This window comes from Bacillus sp. hwrm1 (assembly GCF_040207805.1).
Classification (GTDB): domain Bacteria; phylum Bacillota; class Bacilli; order Bacillales; family Bacillaceae; genus Bacillus; species Bacillus velezensis.
Window position 1 is genome coordinate 1,600,687 of record NZ_CP157943.1, and the last position, 21,346, is coordinate 1,622,032.

4 protein-coding genes are annotated in these 21,346 nt (G+C 49.8%); all 4 read left to right on the forward strand.

Annotation, left to right across the window (positions count from 1 at the left end; translation table 11 throughout):
- Positions 1–2 precede the first annotated feature (2 nt).
- The 4 genes from ABK447_RS08175 (at position 3) to ABK447_RS08190 (ending at position 21,340) form a co-directional block, all read left to right on the forward strand.
- Positions 3–7,721 (forward strand): type I polyketide synthase, encoded by a 7,719-nt coding sequence (locus tag ABK447_RS08175; protein WP_033574758.1) that lies wholly within the window; start codon positions 3–5, stop codon positions 7,719–7,721.
- A 22-nt stretch (positions 7,722–7,743) separates the two neighbouring features.
- Complete coding sequence (locus ABK447_RS08180; protein WP_033574757.1) at positions 7,744–13,896, forward strand: type I polyketide synthase; 6,153 nt, start codon at positions 7,744–7,746, stop codon at positions 13,894–13,896.
- A complete protein-coding gene (locus tag ABK447_RS08185) occupies positions 13,893–20,105 on the forward strand; it encodes a beta-ketoacyl synthase N-terminal-like domain-containing protein (RefSeq protein ID WP_033574756.1) in 6,213 nt (2,070 codons plus the stop codon). The genes ABK447_RS08180 and ABK447_RS08185 overlap by 4 nt, the downstream gene beginning before the upstream one ends.
- 80 nt (positions 20,106–20,185) lie before the next feature.
- Positions 20,186–21,340, forward strand: coding sequence for a cytochrome P450 (locus tag ABK447_RS08190; RefSeq protein WP_015417767.1), 1,155 nt, complete (start codon positions 20,186–20,188; stop codon positions 21,338–21,340).
- Positions 21,341–21,346: the final 6 nt, after the last annotated feature.

Below are 21,346 nucleotides of genomic sequence, written 5' to 3' on the forward strand. Positions count from 1 at the left end.
GATTGGCAGTTGCCACCGATCAAGTCAAAACGTTCCTGCAGAAAATCAGCCATACGAATTATATCGTCCGGGATCATCGCGTTCATCAAATCCGCGTCCTCCCGGGCGTGACTTTAATAGATATGCTGTATCGGCTCGCCGCCGGGTATCTCGGTGAACGGCCTATAGAATTAAGACAGATTATTTTTAAGCAGCCTGTTGTAACATCTGAAGAGTTTGATAAACACCTGTATGTGACCTTTACGCCGGCGCGTGACAGCTGGAAAGTTGAGATTACTAGCGAAAAAGCAAAAAACGGCACACCGCTTGGCGGAAACCGGGATGAGAATATGGAATGCCAGCTTTATTTGCAAGAAGACACGCCCCGGGCAAAAGAACTGAATATTGAAGCGTTCATGAAAAACGCAAGCCGAAAATGGGACATGCATGACATTTACGGAATTGCAAGAAGAAGCCATATTGAGCATGGCGAGTTTATGAAAAATGAAGGGGCCGTTTATCAGCTTCAGGATAAAGAAGAATTAATGGAGCTCACTCTAAGTGATTTGGCTGAAGGATTCCGGGAGAAATTTAAGGCGCATCCGGCTTTTTTAGATGCGTCCACCCTTGCCGGCTCTTCCTTTGCATTGTCGGCCCAAAAGCAGAATGACACACCTTATATTCCTTTTATGATCGATCGTTTTTGCATGTATCAGCCGTTTCCGAAAACGATTTACACTTATTCTGCGAAAAACAGCCGCACTGAAAGCGGCGTATCAGATAGCGAACCTGATGTTTATTCGGCCGACTTCACGATTTACGACAGGGCAGGGAACGTATTGGCCGAATGTGAGAAACTGACAGTAAAAAGGGTCAGACAAGCGAATATGATTACCCATCTGATAGACAAAGAGAAGCCGCCTCAGCAGAACAGAAGCGGCCGTGGTGAGTCGGAAAATTCTGTGGCCGCAGAAGACGTGTCTGAACAGCAAACGCCGGAACAAAACATGGTGACTTACATAAAGTCGGAAATCGCCAGGTTGATCAATCGTCCGGCACAGGATATTGATGTGCGGAAAGGCTTTTATGATATGGGGCTTGACTCGGCGCATTTGCTGAAGCTTGTAAAGATATTAGAGCAGACTTTTCAACAGCAGTTTTATCCGACACTGCTTTTTGAATATTCATCTGTCCGCCGCCTTGCGGATTACCTTATCAATGAAGCGGGCTGTGTGCTGAAAGATTCGGCCGAAGACCGGCATACATCAGACACTGACATTGCTGATGAGGTTCTGTTTTTTGAACCCGCCTGGAAAGATCATCCGCTGGAAACGGCGGTGCAGAACGGGCAAAAACACACCCGTCATCTCATTATCGCTGCCGATGCAGGACCCCGTCTCACCGGTGAACTCGGCACATATTGCCCGGAAGCGGAAGTGATAGAACTGAAAAGGGAGCATGAGGTTGCAGATGAGCAGTTTGAAGCAGATGCCGAGCGCATATTTCGTATGCTCAAACGGGAACTGACAGACCATCCGAAAGAACATACATTGATTCAGCTTGTATGCGCCGTTGAGAATGGAGCGGCATTGTCTTCCGCTCTCGGGGCTATGCTGAAAACGGCACATCTGGAAAATCCGGTTCTTCGCACTCAGGTGATCACCTTCTGTGACAAGAATGAGAGATTGCCAAGTGAAACGGCCGCAATGATAAGAACAGAAGCAGACTGCTCTCATGCAGGCTGCACAGACATTCGGTATAAAGACAATATACGGCAGATCAGATTGTTCGAACGTATTGAGAAACTGGACGGGCAGACACAGTCTCCCTGGAAACAAAACGGCGTATATGTCATTACAGGAGGTCTCGGCGGTCTTGGATTTCTGCTTGCTTGTCACCTTGCAGAAAAAGAAAAGGTGAAGCTCGCACTCATCGGCCGTTCGCCGGAACAGTCTGAGAAGATCAGCAGACTGAAAGCATTGGGCGCAGAAGTTCTTTACGTTCAAGCGGACATCGGCAGCAAAGCCGAAACAGAGCGGGCATTTGCTCAGATTACAGAAACCTTCGGCCGGCTGACGGGCATTTTTCATTGCGCCGGTGTTTTAAAAGATCAATTTATCATCCAAAAAGACAGTTCTGACTTGAAACAGGTGTTCCTGCCGAAAATCAGCGGCCTGATTCATGCGGACGAAGCTTCACGGCATGAACCGCTTGAGTTTTTCGCCGTATTTTCCTCATTCTCGGCGTTGGCCGGAAATGCGGGCCAGACAGATTATGCCGCGGCGAACGCTTTTATGGATGAATATATGAAATATCGCGATTGCAAAGCGGAAAAAGGCGAACGGACCGGGGCTTCTATAACAATCAACTGGCCGCTTTGGGAAGATGGCGGCATGCAGGTTGACAGCTTGATGAAAGAGATCATGAATGATGCAACGGGCACCAGCCCGCTTCCGGCCGGGGAAGGGATGGCTGCACTTGAATATATGCTGCGTCTCGGCAAGCTGCAATCCGTTATTTTATACGGGAAAGAGCCGGCTGTAACTGAAAGCATGGGCCGATTGGGTCCAAAGGGAGACAAGAACGGATCTTCATTATCCCATGCAGCTGTAAAGAGAAGGAGCCGAAAACAAGAGAGACATACAGAAGAGCACGATATTGCGGTAATCGGATTGGCGGGAAGATACCCGCAGGCGGGAAGCATTGATGAATTTTACCAAAATCTGCGCTCAGGGAAAGATTGCATCACAACAATGCCGAAAGACAGATGGAAAGGTTATCCTTTCTCATATGAAGCAGATCAGTTCTACCGTTACGGAGGATTTTTAGATCGCATAGACAGCTTTGATCCGCTGTTTTTCAATCTGACTCCTCGCCAGGCTGAAATGATGGACCCGCAAGCGCGGCTGTTTTTAGAGACGGCTTGGGAAGCTTGTGAAGATGCCGGTTTTTATCAGGACAGAACGGCGCGCGGGCCATCTTCGCAAAAGAGAAAACGCGTCGGGGTATTCGCAGGTGTGTTTTGGAGCCATTATGAGCTGTTCGGCGCTGAAATCACACAGCGGGGCACACCGCTGTCTATGGGCGTGACGCCTGCCTCTGTTCCGAATATCGTGTCTCACTGCCTGAACTTTACAGGGCCGTCAATGGCTGTTGATACGATGTGCTCTTCTTCGCTCACATCCATACATTTGGCATGTGAAAGCATTAAGAGAGGGGAGTGCGAATTCGCCCTTGCCGGCGGTGTGAATGCGGTCACACACCCGCATAAATATGCGTTTTTGGCGAATGCCGGATTTCTGTCTTCAGAAGGCGTCTGCAAAAGCTTCGCCGACGGCGGTGACGGTTATGTGCCGGGAGAAGGCGTCGGCGCGGTGTTACTGACAACCGTTCAAGAAGCGGAAAGAATGGGCTGTCCGATATATGGCGTCATAAAAGGCTCCGCTTTAAACCATGTCGGAAAAACATCCGGTTTGACCGTGCCTGATCCGGCATCACAGGCGGAAGTCATTACAGATTCTTTTCAGAGTGCCGGCATAGATCCGGAGACACTGAGCTATATTGAAGCCCACGGAACAGGCACGTCTTTGGGTGATCCGATTGAAATTGAAGGGCTGAGCCGCGCTTTCCGCAAATGGACAAACAAGAAGCGGTTTTGCGCCATCGGCTCTGCCAAATCAAATATCGGCCATTTAGAAGGAGCAGCCGGGATCGCCGGATTAACAAAGGTGCTTTTGCAGCTGAAGCATGGAGAAATCTTTCCGTCATTGCACGCGGACACGCTGAATCCCCATATTCCGTTTCCGGACACGCCGTTTTATGTGGCGGACCGGCTGGAAGAATGGGAACGGCCGTCACATCCTGACCAGCCGAGAAGAGCGGGTTTAAGTTCTTTTGGCGCCAGCGGGAGCAATGCCCATTTTGTCATAGAAGAATATCTGCCGCCGCAGGCTGAAAAGAAATCGGTAAATATACGGGAAGACGAGCCGGTTCTGTTTCTGCTTTCGGCAAAAAATGAAGAACGCCTATTAGAATATGTCAAACGGTATGACCGCTTTTTACGGGAAAAAGAAGTCAACCTTAAAGACCTGGCCTACACGCTTCAAGCTGGCAGAGAAGCGATGCCTGAACGGCTGGCATTTATCGTTACATCCGTTTGCGGCCTGCAAGCGAAACTGAAGGATGTGCTTGAACGGAAAACAGAAATTGAAGGATGTTTCCGCGGACGTGCTCAAGATGATATTTCATCAAGTGGAATGGCCGAGCTGTTGAAAAACAAGCAATATTCCAGATTGCTCACTGAGTGGGCAAAAGGAGCCGCCGTTGACTGGAGCCTGTTATACGAAGGAGAGAAGCCGAAACGGGTCAGCCTTCCTGTATATCCGTTCGCGAAGGAGCGGTATTGGGTGCCTGTGCCTGCGGATATCCGGAAACAGACAGACGAACCGGCGGAAAACCAAAAGATCATTCTTCAAAAAGACTGGAAGCAGCAAGATCCGGCGGAGTCTGAAGCATTATCAGGAACAGTAATGATACTTGCAACTGATAAGACGAGCCGATTGGCCGATGCTCTTTTTAAAGGAAACGGCCATATTGAAACGATCTGCTTCATCCATCAGGCAAAAGACGGCGCTGATTATTACGCCGCCGCATCGGGGCGAAACCTTTACGGCAGAGTGCGGGAGTCTCTTCAAAACAAACAGATACTCGGGGTCGTCGACATAACCGCATATGACGCGGAATATGAACGGCAGGAAGAGATAGAACACGGAAAGCTTGCCTTTTTACAGCAGGCTCTGGAATCACTCCGTCATAGCGGCGCTGTGTTCAGCCAAGTGACACACCGCCTCCAGCCTTTCAAGGAAAGTAAACCTCTGATGCAAGGGGCGAAAACGGCGGGGCTGTACCGGATGCTGGGCGCTGAGTATGCCAACATTCATTCTTTTACGATAGATAGCGATTGTGAGATTGAGCATACAGAAGAATTAAGCAGACAGATTGAGACTGAATTTTTACAGCCGCGGGCCAAAAGCGGCAGTGAATGCTGCTACAGGCTGAATCGCCGTTATGTGCCGTTTCTGAAGCAGGGTATGAATGTTTCGGCGGCGCCTGAGCTTTCCTATTCGTCTGATGATGTGCTGTTAATAACGGGCGGATCGCGCGGGATCGGCGCAATTGCGGCGGAGCATGCCGTTTCACGCGGATGCAGGAAACTGGTCATCATGGGGCGGGAGCCGCTTCCCGATTCCTCAGAGTGGGCAGACATGAAAAAGGACGGCATTCTCCCGGAAAAAGCCGAGCGGATGCAGAGGTTAGCCGAGCGGGGCGCGGAGATCCGTTATTACAGCGTTTCTCTTACGGATCAAAAGGGGCTCCGGAAAATGACGGACAGCATCCGCGGCACGATGGGACCGATTACCGGCGTTTTTCATTGCGCGGGCGCAATGGGAGAACACCCCGCTTTTTATAATAAAACCGAAACTGAAATAGAAAGCGTTTGCAAGCCGAAAGTAACAGGGCTTCGCGGTCTCTATGAAGCTGTTCAGAATGAGCCGCTGTCGTTTTTTATTTTGTTCTCATCCGTTTCGGGCCTGATCCCTTCGCTTGCTGCGGGGCAAAGTGACTACGCGATGGCTAATTCATTTATGGACTCTTTTGCAAATCATCAAGCAGGTAAAGGAAACGTGTTTGTTAAAGCCGTTCAATGGCCCGTCTGGAAAGAAACCGGCATGGCTGAAGGCCTGCCGGAAACACCTGCTTATCAAAAATCAGGACTTTCCAGGCTGTCTGCCGAAGACGGACTGAAGTTTTTAGATTACATCATATTAAACGGACAAAGCTGCGGAATTCCTTGTGTTCCCGAAGACAGTGAGGCTGATTTTGGTGATCTTCTGAAGGTGAAGAAATCTGAAGCTCCCGTGAAAAAAAGCACTGCCGGTGACCAAAAGGTGAAGGACATGATTCGTCAATGGGTGCGCACCGTTTTCAGCGAAGAACTGAAAATGACGGATGAGCAGATAAAAGATGATATGCCGTTTGATGAATACGGGATTGACTCAATACTCTTTGCGGAATTGGTTCAATCATTGCAAAAACGGATCAGCATAAAGTTAACACCGTCCTTAATGCTTCAATATCAAACGATTACAGAAATGGTTGACTATTTCGCAGCGCATCATGAAGCCGATTTTGTGACAAAAGAAAATGGTTTCGTTCAAGACAGGGACGTAGAGCCTGATTTAATCGCTGACGCTGAAGAGAGAACATTCATGGAGCCAAAAGCGGATACTGAAGACGATATTGCCGTCGTCGGCATGTCCTGCCGTTTTCCGGGGGCGGGCGGAACGGATGCTTTTTGGGAGCTGCTGATGAAAGGAAACACCGCCATCCGGCCTGTCCCCGCATCGCGCTGGCATGCAACAGCAAATGCAAAGGATTATGCGGGGTGGATTGATGATATCGACATGTTTGATGCGGGCTTTTTCGGCATCTCTGAAAAAGACGCGGCAATTATGGACCCGCAGGCGCGGATCATATTAGAAGAAGCGGTTCATTCCGTTTATGATGCCGGGTACGGCCAAAAGGATTTATCGGGCCGGAAAGTCGGCGTGTACATCGGCGGCAGGGCGCAGCCTTCAGCCGGTATGGAACATATCCTGCAGGCGCCTAACCCGATTTTGGGGGCGGGGCAAAACTATTTAGCGGCCAACATTTCACGATTTTTGAATGTCACAGGGCCGAGCCTTGTCGTGGATACAGCATGTTCCTCAGGGCTGATCGGGCTGTCCTTTGCAAAAGACGCCCTTTTGGCCGGAAGGATTGACGCGGCCTTAGTCGGTTCGGTGAGTCTGCTCTTATCTCCGTCCGCGCACCGGTTATTCGGAGCGCGCCATATTTTAAATGAGAACGGCGTGTTTCATATATTCGACCGTGAATCAGCGGGAGAAGTGCTCGGAGAAGGAGCGGGGGCGGTTTTTATCAAACGATTGAGCGATGCGGTGCGGGACGGAGACCGTATTTACGGCGTCATAAAAGCCGTCTCGGTAAACAATGACGGCCGGACGCTCGGTCCCGGTTCACCGAATATAAGAGCGCAGAGAGACGCCATTCAAACTGCGCTTGACATGGCGGAAAAGTCGCCCGAAGACATTGGATATATAGAAGTGAACGGAGGCGGTTCCCCAATCGTTGATTCGGTGGAAATCAAGGCGCTCTCAGATGTCTATCAGCTGAACCGGAAAACGCTTCTGCCCTGCCGGATCGGATCGGTAAAACCGAATGTGGGGCATTTGCTTCTGTCTTCAGGTCTTGCGGGCTTCATCCGATGTGTGCTGAGCGTCTATCATAAGCGGATTCCGCCTTTCTTATCAGCGCGTGAGCCATTTGAACATTATGACTTTGAAGCGTCGCGTATTCATTTTAATCGTGAACCCATTGATTGGCATTCAGAGAAGAAACCCCGCGTCGCAGCTCAGAGTTCATTTCCTGACGGCGGGACAAATGCTCATATCCTCGTTGAAGAATACAGAGGTGAAAGGCAGGGGGAACATCACCTGGCGCCTCAGCCGCCGGAATTCAGAAAAAAACACTACCCGCTTTTGGGCGGCTGGAACAGCACGGAGAATGAAGCGGAAAAAACAAGTAATGAAAAAACAGACATTGCGGATCTTTTAAAGAAATATGAGAAAAAAGCAGAGACAAGCACTGCACCTGCAGACTCGTTTTGGCAGGTGACAACGTGACGTTTTTAAAAGGGGACTAACCATGAAAAAAACAGTGAATCTGCGCCTGACGGCAGAACATCCCATTATGAAACACCATCTTGTTCACGGAGAATCTGTCATGCCCGGTCTGGCCTATATTGATATGCTGTATCAGCTGGCAGAGCAAAGCCTTGATCTTTCATTCCGTTCCATCTGTCTGAAACGGGTGACCATTTATCATCCTTTATCAGTGAAGCGGTCAGAGCGGCTTGATGTGAGTGTCATATTCAGTAAAGAAAAGGAGTTCTGGACTGCCTCGATTTGCGGGGCGGATTCCGGGACGGTTTTCTTATCAGCGGAGGTGCATGAAGGGGTTTTCTCATCAGATAAGCGCCTTGACGCGGAAGAGAAAAAACAAGTTGCGCTTCCATCAGTCTCCTTGCATACGGTTTACGAAGGCGCGAGAAGCCGCGGACTGTCGCATGACGGGCTGATGAAGCCGGAGGGAGAGATCTATGCAAATGAAGAGGAATGTTTCCTTGATATTCGGCAGTCTGATTCATGCCAGGAAAATCTCCCCGGCGCTCTCTTTCATCCCGCGCTGATGGACGGTGCCGCCATGGCCTCCGGCGTATTGCAGACAGCTGCAGGCGCCGGTTTGTTTTTACCGATTTATTATGATTCGTTTAGTGCCGCTGAAACCGTTACGGAGCGCTGTTACGCGGTGATTTTGAAAAAATCCGGCACGCCTTCTGAAATGGTGAAAATGGATATTGACTTTTACAACCTCAGCGGTGCGCATATTGCTTCACTGCTCGGCCTGACAGCCAAAAAGGTGCGGACAGACCGGCAGCTGATACCAGGCGTTCAGCAGATGGAGGAAACCTTATACCGCATTTTCTCAACATACGTAGGCCGTCCTGTCACAAGAAATGATGCGCACACCGTATTTTTTGAATTAGGCCTTGAATCGTCACAGCTTCTGGCCATTATTAAAGACATCGAAGGGGCGTTTGATCTGCGGCTGAATCCGACTCTTTTATTTGAGTGCAGCAGCATATCCGAACTGCTTGAAGACATAAAAACAAAAGGAACAGGTGAATCTTCCGGCCTTGTCGCGGATGCAGCACCGGTCTCTGAAACGCAATCAGTCAGTCAGACATTTACTTTCTATGAACATGAAGCATTCCTTAAGGATCATCTGGTTTTCGGCAAACCGGCACTGATGGGTGTAGTGTATCCGTGTCTGGTGCTTGAAGCATCCGGAGCGTCTCATTCCGGCACGTATCCCGCCGAGCTGAAAGATATCCGCTTTACGGGCGGGCCCGTCACGCTGGAGCCGGGAGAGGCCGCACAGATTGACATTTCATTTGCGGCAGAAAAGAGTGCCGAACGCTTTACCGCAAGCTGCACTGTCTCCGGTAAAGAAAGCCGGAAGACGTGTGCCGAAGGAGAAATAAGCAGAGGTATAGAGGCACCCGTAAAAAAATCGTATGACGTTGAACAAATGAAGGCGCATGCACAAAAGGTAGCGCCGGATGTTATTTCCCGTCTGTACGATTCGGTTGCCGGCTTCACGATAGGCCCGATGCTGAAAACGGCAACGGCGGGATACAAAATGAGTGAGAGCTCCTTTTTATTGCAGCTGGACTTATCAGGAAAAAAAGAAAAAGGCGATCTGCGTCACTTTGCATTTGACCCGCTTATATTGAATTCTTGTTATATGTCGCTCGGTGAAGAAGAATTGCAGCTGAAAAAGCGGATTCACGTCCCGCTCATGATTGAGAGGCTGACGCTTTACGGACCTGTCATGTCTGATACCGTTTATGTGGTGAATACAATCAAACATAAAAAAGACGGGTTTCTCTCATTTGATGCCGCAGTCCTCAGTCATACCGGGGAACAGCTGGCGGAATTGAAAAACGCGTCTGTGAAAGAAGTGCTTCAGCCAAATCGGCTTGAAAATGCGTCTTTTGCTCCGTCCGGGAATCAAAACCGTCCGAAAACGAAAGGAAAACCGCTGGATATTGCCATTGTCGGGATTTCCGGCAAGTATCCGCAGGCCGATGATATCAATGCGTTTTGGGAAAATCTCAAACAAGGAAAGGATTGTATTACCGAAATTCCGAAAGACCGCTGGAAATGGGAACATTACTTTTCCGAGGACCGGACGGCGCCGGGAGCGATCTACAGCAAATGGGGCGGATTCATTGACGGGATCGCCGATTTTGATCCTGAGTTCTTTAAGATTTCCCCCCGTGAAGCGGAACACCTTGATCCTCAGGAACGGCTGTTTTTAATGCATGCGTGGATGGCCATGGAGGATGCGGGATATACGAGGACATCACCTGAACTTGGCCGTCAGGTAGGTGTGTATGCCGGTGTCATGTATCAGGAATACCCGCTATTCGCGGCTGAAGCGGGAGTGAAAGGACGGCATATCGGGCTCCCCGGCGGGATTTCATCCATTGCTAACCGTGTCTCCTATTTTTGTGATTTTCAAGGGCCGAGCATTTCGGTCGATACGATGTGTTCGGGTTCGCTGACTTCATTGTACATGGCGTGCCGGGATCTGCGGGATCATCGGATTCGCGCGGCGCTTGCCGGCGGAGTGAATCTCACCGTTCATCCTAACAAGTACTTCATGCTGAGCCAGGGGCAGTTCATTTCATCTAAAGGACACTGCGGGAGTTTCGGCGCCGGGGGTGACGGCTATATTCCGGCAGAAGGGGTCGGGGTGCTGCTTCTTAAACGTTTAGAAGACGCCGTACAAGACGGAGATCGGATTTACGGCATCATTAAGGGAGCTGCCATTAATCACGGCGGAAGAGCGAGCGGTTACACCGTACCGAACCCCAAGGCGCAAAGCGAAGTCATTTCTCAAGCTTTACAGGAGGCGGGGGTTTCTCCGGGCCAGATCAGCTATGTGGAAGCGCACGGGACAGGGACGAAATTAGGCGATCCGATTGAAATCCGGGCTTTAACCGATGCATTCGGTGATGTTCCTGAAACATGTCTCATCGGGTCTGTCAAATCAAATATCGGACATGGGGAATCTGCAGCAGGCATCGCCGCTGTCACAAAAGTGCTGCTGCAGATGAAGCACAAACAAATCGCCCCATCTTTGCATGCGGATGTTTTAAATCCGAATATCCAATTTGATGAAGGACCGTTTTCCGTCTGCCGGGAATTAACAGATTGGAAACGGATTGCAGCAGACGGAGCAGAACAGCCGCTCAGGGCGGGGGTCAGCAGCTTTGGTGCGGGCGGTTCTAACGCGCATATCATTATTGAAGAATATGAGGCTCCTGTCAAACAAGCAATCAGCAGCCAAGAGCCGGCTGTCATTCTGCTGTCTGCGAAAAATGGGGAGCGTCTGACAGAATACGCGGAGCGCCTTCTTGCTTTTCTTCAAAAGAAGCATACGGATAAGCCGGACTTATTTGATGTCGCATACACTTTACAAGCGGGGCGGGAAGCGATGGATGAGCGGCTGGCTTTCATTGCGGACTCTCTTAAGGAGCTGGAGGACAAGCTCAGATCGTACTTGGAAAATGAAAACGCACCGCATCTTTACAGGGGGCGGGCGAAGCGAAATCATGAGACAGTGGCTGTGTTTGAATCTGATGAAGATCTGCAGGAAGCCATGGTCAAATGGCTGAAAAAGAGAAAGTACGGTCATTTGCTGAACATGTGGGTGCAGGGAGTCGATGTGGACTGGAACTTGTTATATTCGGGACAAAAACCCCGGAGAATCAGCCTTCCCGCCTATCCGTTTGCAAAGGTCAGATGCTGGATTCAAGATGAAGCCGAGGCGGTTTCAAAACGGAATGACGGCAAAACGGTGATCCATCCGCTGCTTCATGAAAACACATCCGATCTGTGGGAGCTGAAATTCACATCCGTTTTTACCGGACGGGAATTCTTTTTCACTGACCACACAGTCAATGGGGAGAAGGTGCTCCCGGGAGCCGCCGTGATCGAAATGGCCCGGGCGGCCGTTGAGCGTGCCGCATACGCTGTGCCGGACGGACGTAAAGGAATGTATTTGAAAGATCTCATATGGATGAGGCCTGTCGTTCATAAGGGGACGGATGTAGAAGTCCATATCAGCCTTATCCTTAAGGGAAATGAAGACATTGAATTTACAATTTACAGCCTATCGGAAGAACCCGGGGGAGAACGGATTTTATACAGTAAAGGCACCGCGGTATCAGGAGAGATAGCAGCGGTTCCGTCAGTTCACTTAGAGGGCTGGCTGTCCGGCTGCAGCCAATCGGTTATGACGTCTGATGAGGTTTATCAGGCTTTCCGGCATGCGGGTATGATATACGGGCCGAGCCATCAAGGAATAGATCAGCTGATGATCGGAGAGAGGGGTGCTGCAGCCCGGCTGTCGCTGCCGGAAACGGCAGACAGTACCGCCGATCAGTTTAACATCCATCCGAGTCTTTTAGATGCCGCGTTTCAGGCGTCACTGGGTGCCGGTTCAGATACTGCCGGAGACACTCCGATGCTGCCGTTTTCCCTGAGGCAGGCAGAAATATTTCAGCCGACTCAGAAAACGATGTGGGCGCTTGTCCGCAAACAGAGCGATCGGTCAGATAACGGAGCGCTGACGCTGGATATTGATTTATGTGATGAAAACGGCGCTGTTTGTATGAGATTAACAGGATTTTCCTGCCGGGCTGTCCGGCAGACAAACCAAACCGAAAGCAAACGGCAGGAAGTTCAGACGGCGATGCTTGCCCCTGTTTGGGACAAAACTTTCTTTTCTCTGGAAGAAAATCGAGCGGTTGATCAAGAACAAATGCTGATCATCGGAAAGCCGGGAAATACAATAAAGGCTGCGGCAAAAATGTGGCCCCGCGCCCATCTGGCGGAGACGCCGGATCATTCAAGCGAGCAAACATTCCGTGAATTGACAGCCGGGTATCAGGATATCCGCCATTTCTTATGGATTGCGCCGGATCGTTTCGCACCCGCATCCGTCAGTCAGGAAATGCTTGATGAGCAGGAGAATGGGGTGATTCAATGTTTCCGTTTCATCAAAGCGCTGCTGTCACTCGGGTATGGAAACCGAAACATCAGCTTTACGGCGGTGACCCGGCAGACACAGTCCGTGTATCCGGGTGATCTGCCGCAGCCTGAGCATGCAGGCGTACACGGTTTGATCGGTTCATTGGCAAAAGAATATCCGAACTGGGACATCAGGCTGATTGATGCAGAAGAAGGCAGTGATTCGTCTGAGATGAAAAACATCTGGCGCCTTCCTCCAGATCCGGACGGAAATGCTGCCGCGTACCGTAACGGAGCTTGGCACAAGCAAAAAACAGTCCGGGTGCTGACAAGTTCCGCTCCGCGTATGTCGTACAGAGAAGGCGGCGTTTATGCTGTCATCGGCGGAGCGGGCGGCATCGGAGAAGCATGGAGCAAATACATGATCACCCGTTACAAGGCACGGATGATATGGATCGGCAGGCGGCCGAAGGATCAGGAGATTCAGAGCAAAATAGACAGGCTGGCGCTATCAGGCCCCGCGCCGCATTATATACAGGCTGATGCTCAAGATGCCGCAGCGCTTAAAGCGGCCGTCCGTTCCGTAAGAGAGCAATACGGCAATATAACGGGAGTCATCCATTCCGCGATAACGCTTGCCGACAAAAGTATGGCGAATATGGATGAAGCTTCTTTCAGAAACGCTTATTCAGCTAAGGTGAATACGAGCGTCCGAATGATCGAAGCTTTTAAGGGAGAACCGCTTGATTTTGTGCTGTTTTTCTCATCCGTAAATTCTTTCACAAAAAATGCCGGGCAAAGCAACTATGCGGCAGGGTGTACATTTCAAGACGCCTTTGCCCGCCATATCGCTTCCTTGCTTGATTGTGAAGTGAAAGTCATGAATTGGGGATATTGGGGCAGTCTGGGCGTTGTATCAGACCCGTCTTACAGAAAACGGATGGAGGCGTCAGGGATCGGTTCTATTGAACCCGATGAAGCAATGGAGGCGCTGGAAGTCTTACTATCAGAACCGTTCAGCCAAGCGGCATTCATCAAAGCTGCTCCGCACGGCTTAGCCGCGCTGACGGATCAAGATGCAATATCGGTTGTATCCGGCCCGAAGCCTTCATTTATGGAAAGCGTCAAGCGGCAAAATCCGGATCGGAATGAACGGCTTGAGACTTTAAAACGAGAAATGGAGTTGCGCATATGAACAGCCTTCTTTGCAAACTGCTCTTTTACCAATTACAGTCAATCGGGTTTTTCAGCGAGCCTGTCACCACACCTGCAGCATCCATGCGGAGCGCCGGCGTGATCGGCACATACGGCAGATGGTTGGAAGAAAGCTTGAATCTATTAAAAGAAAACGGATATATCGCGTATGACGGATACACGATCACTCTTCTCACGGATCAGCGCCCGGACGGCCGCACAGTCTGGAATGAGTGGAATGCCCATAAACGCCTGCTTCCCAATGGGGAGCAGGCGCAAGCTGAATTGGCCGAGGCGACGATAAAAGCGATGCCTTCCATTTTAAAAGGAGAACGTCCGGCTACGGATATCGTATTTCCCGATTCATCAATGCGGCTCGTTGAAGGTGTTTATAAGCATAATCCCGTCGCGGATTATTTTAATGAAGTGTTAGCAGATTCCGCGGCCGCTTACCTGAAAGCCTATCTTACAGAACACCCCGATGCCCGTATCAGGCTGATAGAAGTAGGGGCCGGGACGGGCGGAACGAGCGCCATGCTGTTTACAAAACTGAAACCATTTGCAAAACAGATTGCGGAATATTGTTATACGGACGTTTCTAAAGCTTTTTTAATGCATGCCGAACAGGAATACGGACCTGATGTGCCGTATTTGACAACAGCCTTGTTTAATGCGGAGGAGCCTTGCGAATCACAAAATATCAAAACGGGTGTTTACGATATTGTCATCGCCGCCAATGTGCTTCACGCCACAAAAAATATCGGTTTGACACTGCGCCGCCTGAAAGCGCTCCTGAAATACAACGGGATGATTTTGATAAACGAAATCAGCGATCGTTCTGTTTTTACCCATTTAACCTTCGGGCTGCTTGACGGCTGGTGGTCCTATGAGGATGCTGAGCTTCGGATTCCGGGAAGTCCCGGCTTATATCCAAAATCGTGGGAGCGTGTGCTGCATTCGGAAGGATACAGAGCGGTTTGTTTCCCTGCTGAAACGGCTCATGATTTAGGCCAGCAGATTATCGCAGCTGAGAGTGACGGACTCGTCCGGATGCAAGGGATCAGAGACGGCAGAAAGCCATACGCCGCCCCGGCCGAAGTTTTCCGAAAGCCCGCGCAGCCTGCTTCCCGCAGCCGCGCGCCAGAGGAGCATCAAGCTGTTAAGGCTGATGGGGAATCGGTCGCTTCCCATGTCCGCTCAGTCATCAAAACAAGTATTGCCGATGTATTAAAAATGAAAGAAGAGGATATTCAGGAAGAACTGAATTTCTCTGAATACGGCATTGATTCCATTCTGGCCGTCAATGTGATTAACGAGATTAATAAGCGATTGAATCTTACACTGCAGACAACGATTTTATTTGATTACTATCATGTGAAACTGCTGACCGGTTATATCTCGGAAGAATACGAAACCATCATAGCCTCGTCTCTGAAGGCCGAAAGAGCGAAAATCCGCCCGGCGCTTCAGGAAGAACGGCCTGCTGAAAAACCTCTGCAGACGGAAAGAAAGGAAAACGGTTATCAGAAACCGAAACAAGAACGTATGCCGCCTTCTTTCGCAAAGTCCGATGACTCGGGAATGTTCCGGGTTGTGATTGACCGTCCGGGCGGCATTGAAGATCTGACGATTGCCCGCAGTGAAGTGCCCGAGACAAAAGATGACGAGGTTCAAATAGCCGTCCGCGCCTTTTCTTTAAACTTCGGAGACTTGCTTTGTGTCAGAGGGCTGTACCCGACGATGCCGCCTTATCCGTTCACTCCGGGATTTGAAGCAAGCGGCGTCGTGATCAAGACAGGGAGGCATGTAACATCCGTCATTCCAGGTGATGAAGTGATTGTCGGCATGGGAGAGGAATTTGGATCTCAGGCGAATCTCATCACATGTAAAGAACATCAAGTCTATCATAAACCGGCCCGGCTGACCTTTGAAGAAGCATGCGCTCTTCCCACCGTGGCGGTGACCATGATAGACGCCTTCCGGAAAGCCGGACTTAAAAAAGGCGAAAAAATATTAATTCAGACCGCGACGGGAGGAACGGGGCTGATCGCGGTGCAAATGGCCCGGCATATCGGCGCGGAAATATATGCCACGGCCGGATCACAGAAAAAAATTGAGTATTTGCATTCGCTCGGGGTCCGCAATACCATTTGCTATTTAGAAGAAGATTTTGAAACGGAAATCATGCGAATGACCGGCGGCCGGGGGGTGGATGTTGTCATTAATACCCTGGCCGGTGATGCCATGCAAAAAGGAATGAATTGCCTGGCGCCGGGCGGAAGATATATCGAAATTGCCATGACTGCGCTGAAATCCGCTAAATCAGTCGACTTGTCCGTCCTTCATAACAATCAATCGTTTCACAGCGTGGATTTGCGGAAGCTGTCCCTTCAAAATCCGGATCAGGTCAAGGACTATCAATTGGAACTGCAGCGGCTGGCGGAAGAGGGAGTCATTCAGCCTGTCATCTCAAAAATCTTTTCCTTTGAAGACATAAAAGAAGCGTATCACTGTCTGGATGACCGCGGAAATATCGGGAAAATCGTCATCAGCGTTTCTGAGCCGTATCAAATGACGTACCGCCGCGAACAAAAGGATCCGGCCGATACAGTAAAATCAGCAGCTGTGTTACCTGAAAAAGAACCGATCGCGATTATCGGGATGAGCGGGCGGTTTGCTGAATCGGAGAATCTCCATGAGTTTTGGGAACACTTAGCCGCCGGACGGGATCTGATTAAAAAAGCAGACAGATGGGATGTCTCTGACAGCCAATGCCAGTATGGCAGTTTTATAGAGGACATTGAATGTTTTGACCCCGTTTTCTTTCATATATCGGGACGTGAAGCGACCTATATGGACCCTCAGCAGCGGCTGTTTTTGGAAGAATCATGGAAAGCGCTTGAAGATGCGGGATATGCGGGAGACTCGGTAAGAGGCCGGGAATGCGGCGTGTATGCCGGCTCCTGCGGCGGAGATTACCAGGCCATTTTTAAACAGCAGGGGCCCGCGCAGGCTTTTTGGGGCAATCACAATTCCGTCACTCCGGCAAGGATCGCCTATCACCTTAATTTACAAGGTCCGGCGATCACTGTTGATACGGCATGTTCCAGTTCACTGACAGCCATTCATTTGGCATGTCAGGGGCTCTGGACGAAAGAAACGGAAATGGCGGTGGCGGGCGGGGTTTTCATTCAATCCACTCCCGCTTTTTATCAGTCGTCAAATAAGGCGAATATGCTGTCACCGACCGGACGCTGCCATACGTTTGATCAAAGCGCGGACGGGTTCGTGCCTGGTGAAGGCGTGGGAGCGGTGGTGCTGAAACGTCTTAGCGACGCCGTTAGTGACGGAGATCATGTGTACGGCGTCATAAAAGGATCTGCAATGAATCAGGACGGCGCTACAAACGGAATCACCGCTCCAAGCGCGCTTTCTCAAGAACGATTGGAACGTCATGTCTATGATACTTTTCACATTGATCCGGAAACCATTCAAATGGTGGAAGCTCACGGAACGGGCACTGCACTGGGCGACCCGATCGAATTCGGCGCCTTAACGCGCGCTTTCCGCCGCTATACGGATAAAAAAGGATATTGCGCCATCGGCTCTGTGAAAACCAATCTCGGACATGCCGCTGCGGCCGCGGGGATGGCCGGACTGTTTAAAATCCTGCTGTCGCTGAAGCATCGGCAGATTCCGGCTTCCCTGCATTTTCACCAAGCCAATCAGCATATTCAATTTGCGGACAGCCCGTTTTTTGTGAATGAAAAGCTGATACCGTGGGAACGGAATCCGGATGCACCGCGCAGAGCCGCCATCAGTTCATTCGGATTCAGCGGAACAAATGCCCATCTTGTGATTGAAGAGGCGCCGCAAACCGTGCGCCGGTCGCCGGCAAAACCGGTCTGCCTCATTCCTTTATCTGCGCGGACGGAGCGTCAGCTGGAAATTCAGGCAGAACGCCTGCTGGATTCACTCAGCAAGAACAAAGACAGCGATCTGGGAAATATAAGTTATACGCTCCTGCTCGGCAGAAAGCATTTACATCACCGGTTTGCCTGTATCGTAAGCAGTGCGGACGAACTGAAGCGGGTATTATCGGAGTGGCTTGTAAAAAGAGAGCTTCCGGGTGTGTTTGTGTCCAATTTGAAGGATCAGAAGCCGGCAGAAGAAGCCGGAATGAAAACATTCGGAATGGAATGCATTGAACAGTGCCGCTCGGCGGCTTCGCCCGCACAGTACAGAGAAAGCCTGGCACATATCGCTGACCTTTTTTGCAGAGGGTATGATCTTCCTTTTACACGGCTTTTTGACGGAGGGCAATATTATAAAACGCCGCTTCCTGCCTACCCGTTTTTAAAAGAAAGGTATTGGGCGGCTGATGTAAACAGTTCTTTACCAGGACAGACCATGAAAAAGTCTGAAACGCAAACCGTTCTCCCGTCTTCGCCGCCTGAACATGAAGGGCTGATTTCTCTGAGTCCTTTAACTGAGATCGAAATGACAGCGTTTGAACCGGAGACATTGCAAAAGCCAATCGTGTTACAGCCTTTGGATTGTACTGTTTCTGTCCAGCAGCCGAAAAAAGCCGTTTCCGAAGACAATAGAACATTGCTTGAAGAGTTGAGGATAAGCCTGGCAGATATTTTATTTTTGTCACCGGAAGATATTGATGCTGATGAGCCTTTCATCGATATGGGGCTTGACTCCATTATCGGGGTTGAATGGATACAAACAGTAAATAAAACGTACCACACTGAGATTACTGCCAATAAGGTGTATGAACACCCGACGCTTGAAGAGCTTGCGGAATATATAGCGGGACAAATAAAGAAACCCGAGTATGCTGAAGCGGAGGAAACCGCGGTACGTCCGGAAATCCCGGAAGCAGAAACTCCCCTTGCCGGCATCTCTGACGGCACTTTGCGCAAAGAGCTCAAAGAAAGCCTTGCGGACATCCTGTTTCTGAAGCCGGAAGATATTGATGAGCATGAGGCATTCATTGAGATGGGGCTGGATTCTATTATCGGTGTGGAATGGGTTCAGTCCATTAATAAAACCTATCAAGCGTCTATTACGGCAAATCTGGTCTATGAATACCCGACAATCGCAACATTAGCCGGGTATCTGACCGGTTCTGTCCAAAAAGACACTGAGGAAGTACATGAGGAACATACGAAACAAAACGATATATCAGAAGAGACAGATGATCAAGAACCGCCCGAGCTGATCTGTCTTAACCCGGGTGGAAAGGGAAGACCGATTTTCTGGTTTCATTCCGCGCTGGGGGCAGTGGAGCTGTACCAGCCTGTTGCCGAACGGACCGGGCGTCCTTTTTACGGAATTCAGGCAAGAGGGTGGATGACAGACCGGGAACCGATCCGCGGCATTAAAAACATGGCCGAATATTACGTTAAGCTCATACGTACCGTGCAGCCCCGGGGTCCTTACGATGTAGGCGGCTATTCATTAGGGGGCATGCTCGCTTATGAAGTCACCCGGCAATTGCAGCTGGCTGGAGAAACCGTTGAGTCAATCGTCATGCTCGACTCCTTTGACTCGGCGGGTGCGCGGGAAATAAACATTCCTGATGAATTATTTGATAAAAATATGATGCTGCAGACGGTGAACATGGCTTTATTTGCACCAATCTATCAACATCCGGAACGCATTTCTGAAACCTTGATTCACCGTGATGAACTAGATGCCGATCTTCATGAAGACATATTTTTAGAGCAATTAATCGCAAAAGCCAAACAGCGGGGGTTAACGAAGACGGACGCGTTGGTGAAAAATCTGATCAGGCAGAATATAAACGTTCAGGACGCTTACGAAATCACTGATTACGAACTCCTGCCGCTTCCGGATCCGAACGGGGTGACATGCTATTATTTCCGAAATAAAAACGGTATTTTCTTGGGTGAGCTTGATCCGTATTTTACAATCAGGGCTGATATTTTATCCGCTGATTTCGTCAACTATTGGAGCCAGTGGGAAGAGCATATGACAAACATCGCCATCATGGATGTGGCGGTATCCAATCATATGACGTTATTGGCTGAATACAGCGCAGCCGAAACGATTTCTGAATTTTGCAGCGTTTTATATTCGGCAGACGGAATGACAGAACACAGCTTTCTGCAGCTGCAGGAAAAGATACTGAATGTGCATGGTGAGATGCTGAAGCAGCCCGCCAAAACAAGACCTTAATTTCACATATCCGCCCGCCGGGTTACTCGTAAGCTTCGGCGGGTCTTTTCAAATCTTGATCACATCTTGGAGGAATGAAAATGACCAGTTTAACAAAAATCAGACAGCAGCAGCCGTACAAGTGGTACCAAACGATGAGAGAAACCTCTCCCGTTCATTACAATGAAAAGGAAGATTGCTGGGAAATCTTCACCTATGATGAAGTGAAGCGGGTGATTTCTGACTACAGTCATTTTTCTTCCGATCATAAATACTTAAGTGCGGACAAGCAGGAAAAAATGATCCGGCATATTAACAAAGACAGCCTTTTGAAAATGGACCCGCCTGAACACACCGTCTTCAGAAAATTGGTCAATCAGCCGTTCATGCCGAAATCGGTTGAGTCTCTTGCACCGCGTATAGCCGCTATCGCTGATGACCTGCTTCAGGCCGTCCGTTCAAAAGGCAGGATGGACATTATTGAAGATTACGCATTTCCGCTTCCGATTATCGTGATCGCAGAGCTTTTAGGATTCCCTCCGAAAGACAGAGATATCTTTAAAAGCTGGGTCGACCAAAGCCAGAATGTAAAAGATGAAAAGAAAATGAATGAAGTGCAAAAGCAGATGATCGGATACTTCATGCAGTTTATTTTACAGCGGAGAAAACAGCCGCAAAATGATTTAATCAGCCATTTAATTTCAGCTGATTTAGACGGAGAGCCGCTGTCAGACAAGCAATTAATCGGTTTTTGCGGCTTGTTGATCGTCGCGGGGCACGTAACGACGGAAAATGTGATCGGAAATTCATTTCTCAGTCTCAAGGAGTTCCCGCACATTCTGCCCCGGCTGCTTGAAAACAAGGCGCTCCTTCCTGACTTTATTGAGGAAGTCATCCGCCTCAGACCTTCCATTCAGCGGGTAACCCGCTACACTGCGGTTGAGAGCGAGATTGGCGGAAAAACGATTCCGGCCGGAGAAAAAGTGTATGCGTGGATTGGATCGGCGAACAGAGATGAAAAGAAGTTTGAAAATGCCGATCAGATTGACTTGGGACGAAAGCCGAATCAGCATCTGTCATTCGGTCAGGGCAGCCATTATTGTTTAGGAGCGCCGCTGGCCCGGCTTGAAGCGAAAATCGCGCTTTCCCACTTTTTTGAACAGATGTCCGCATGGCGTTTTACTGAGGATCAAGAGCCTAATCTGGTTCCGAGCCCTGTATTTCACGGCGTTGACAGGCTGCTTGTTGAGTTTTGAACGGAA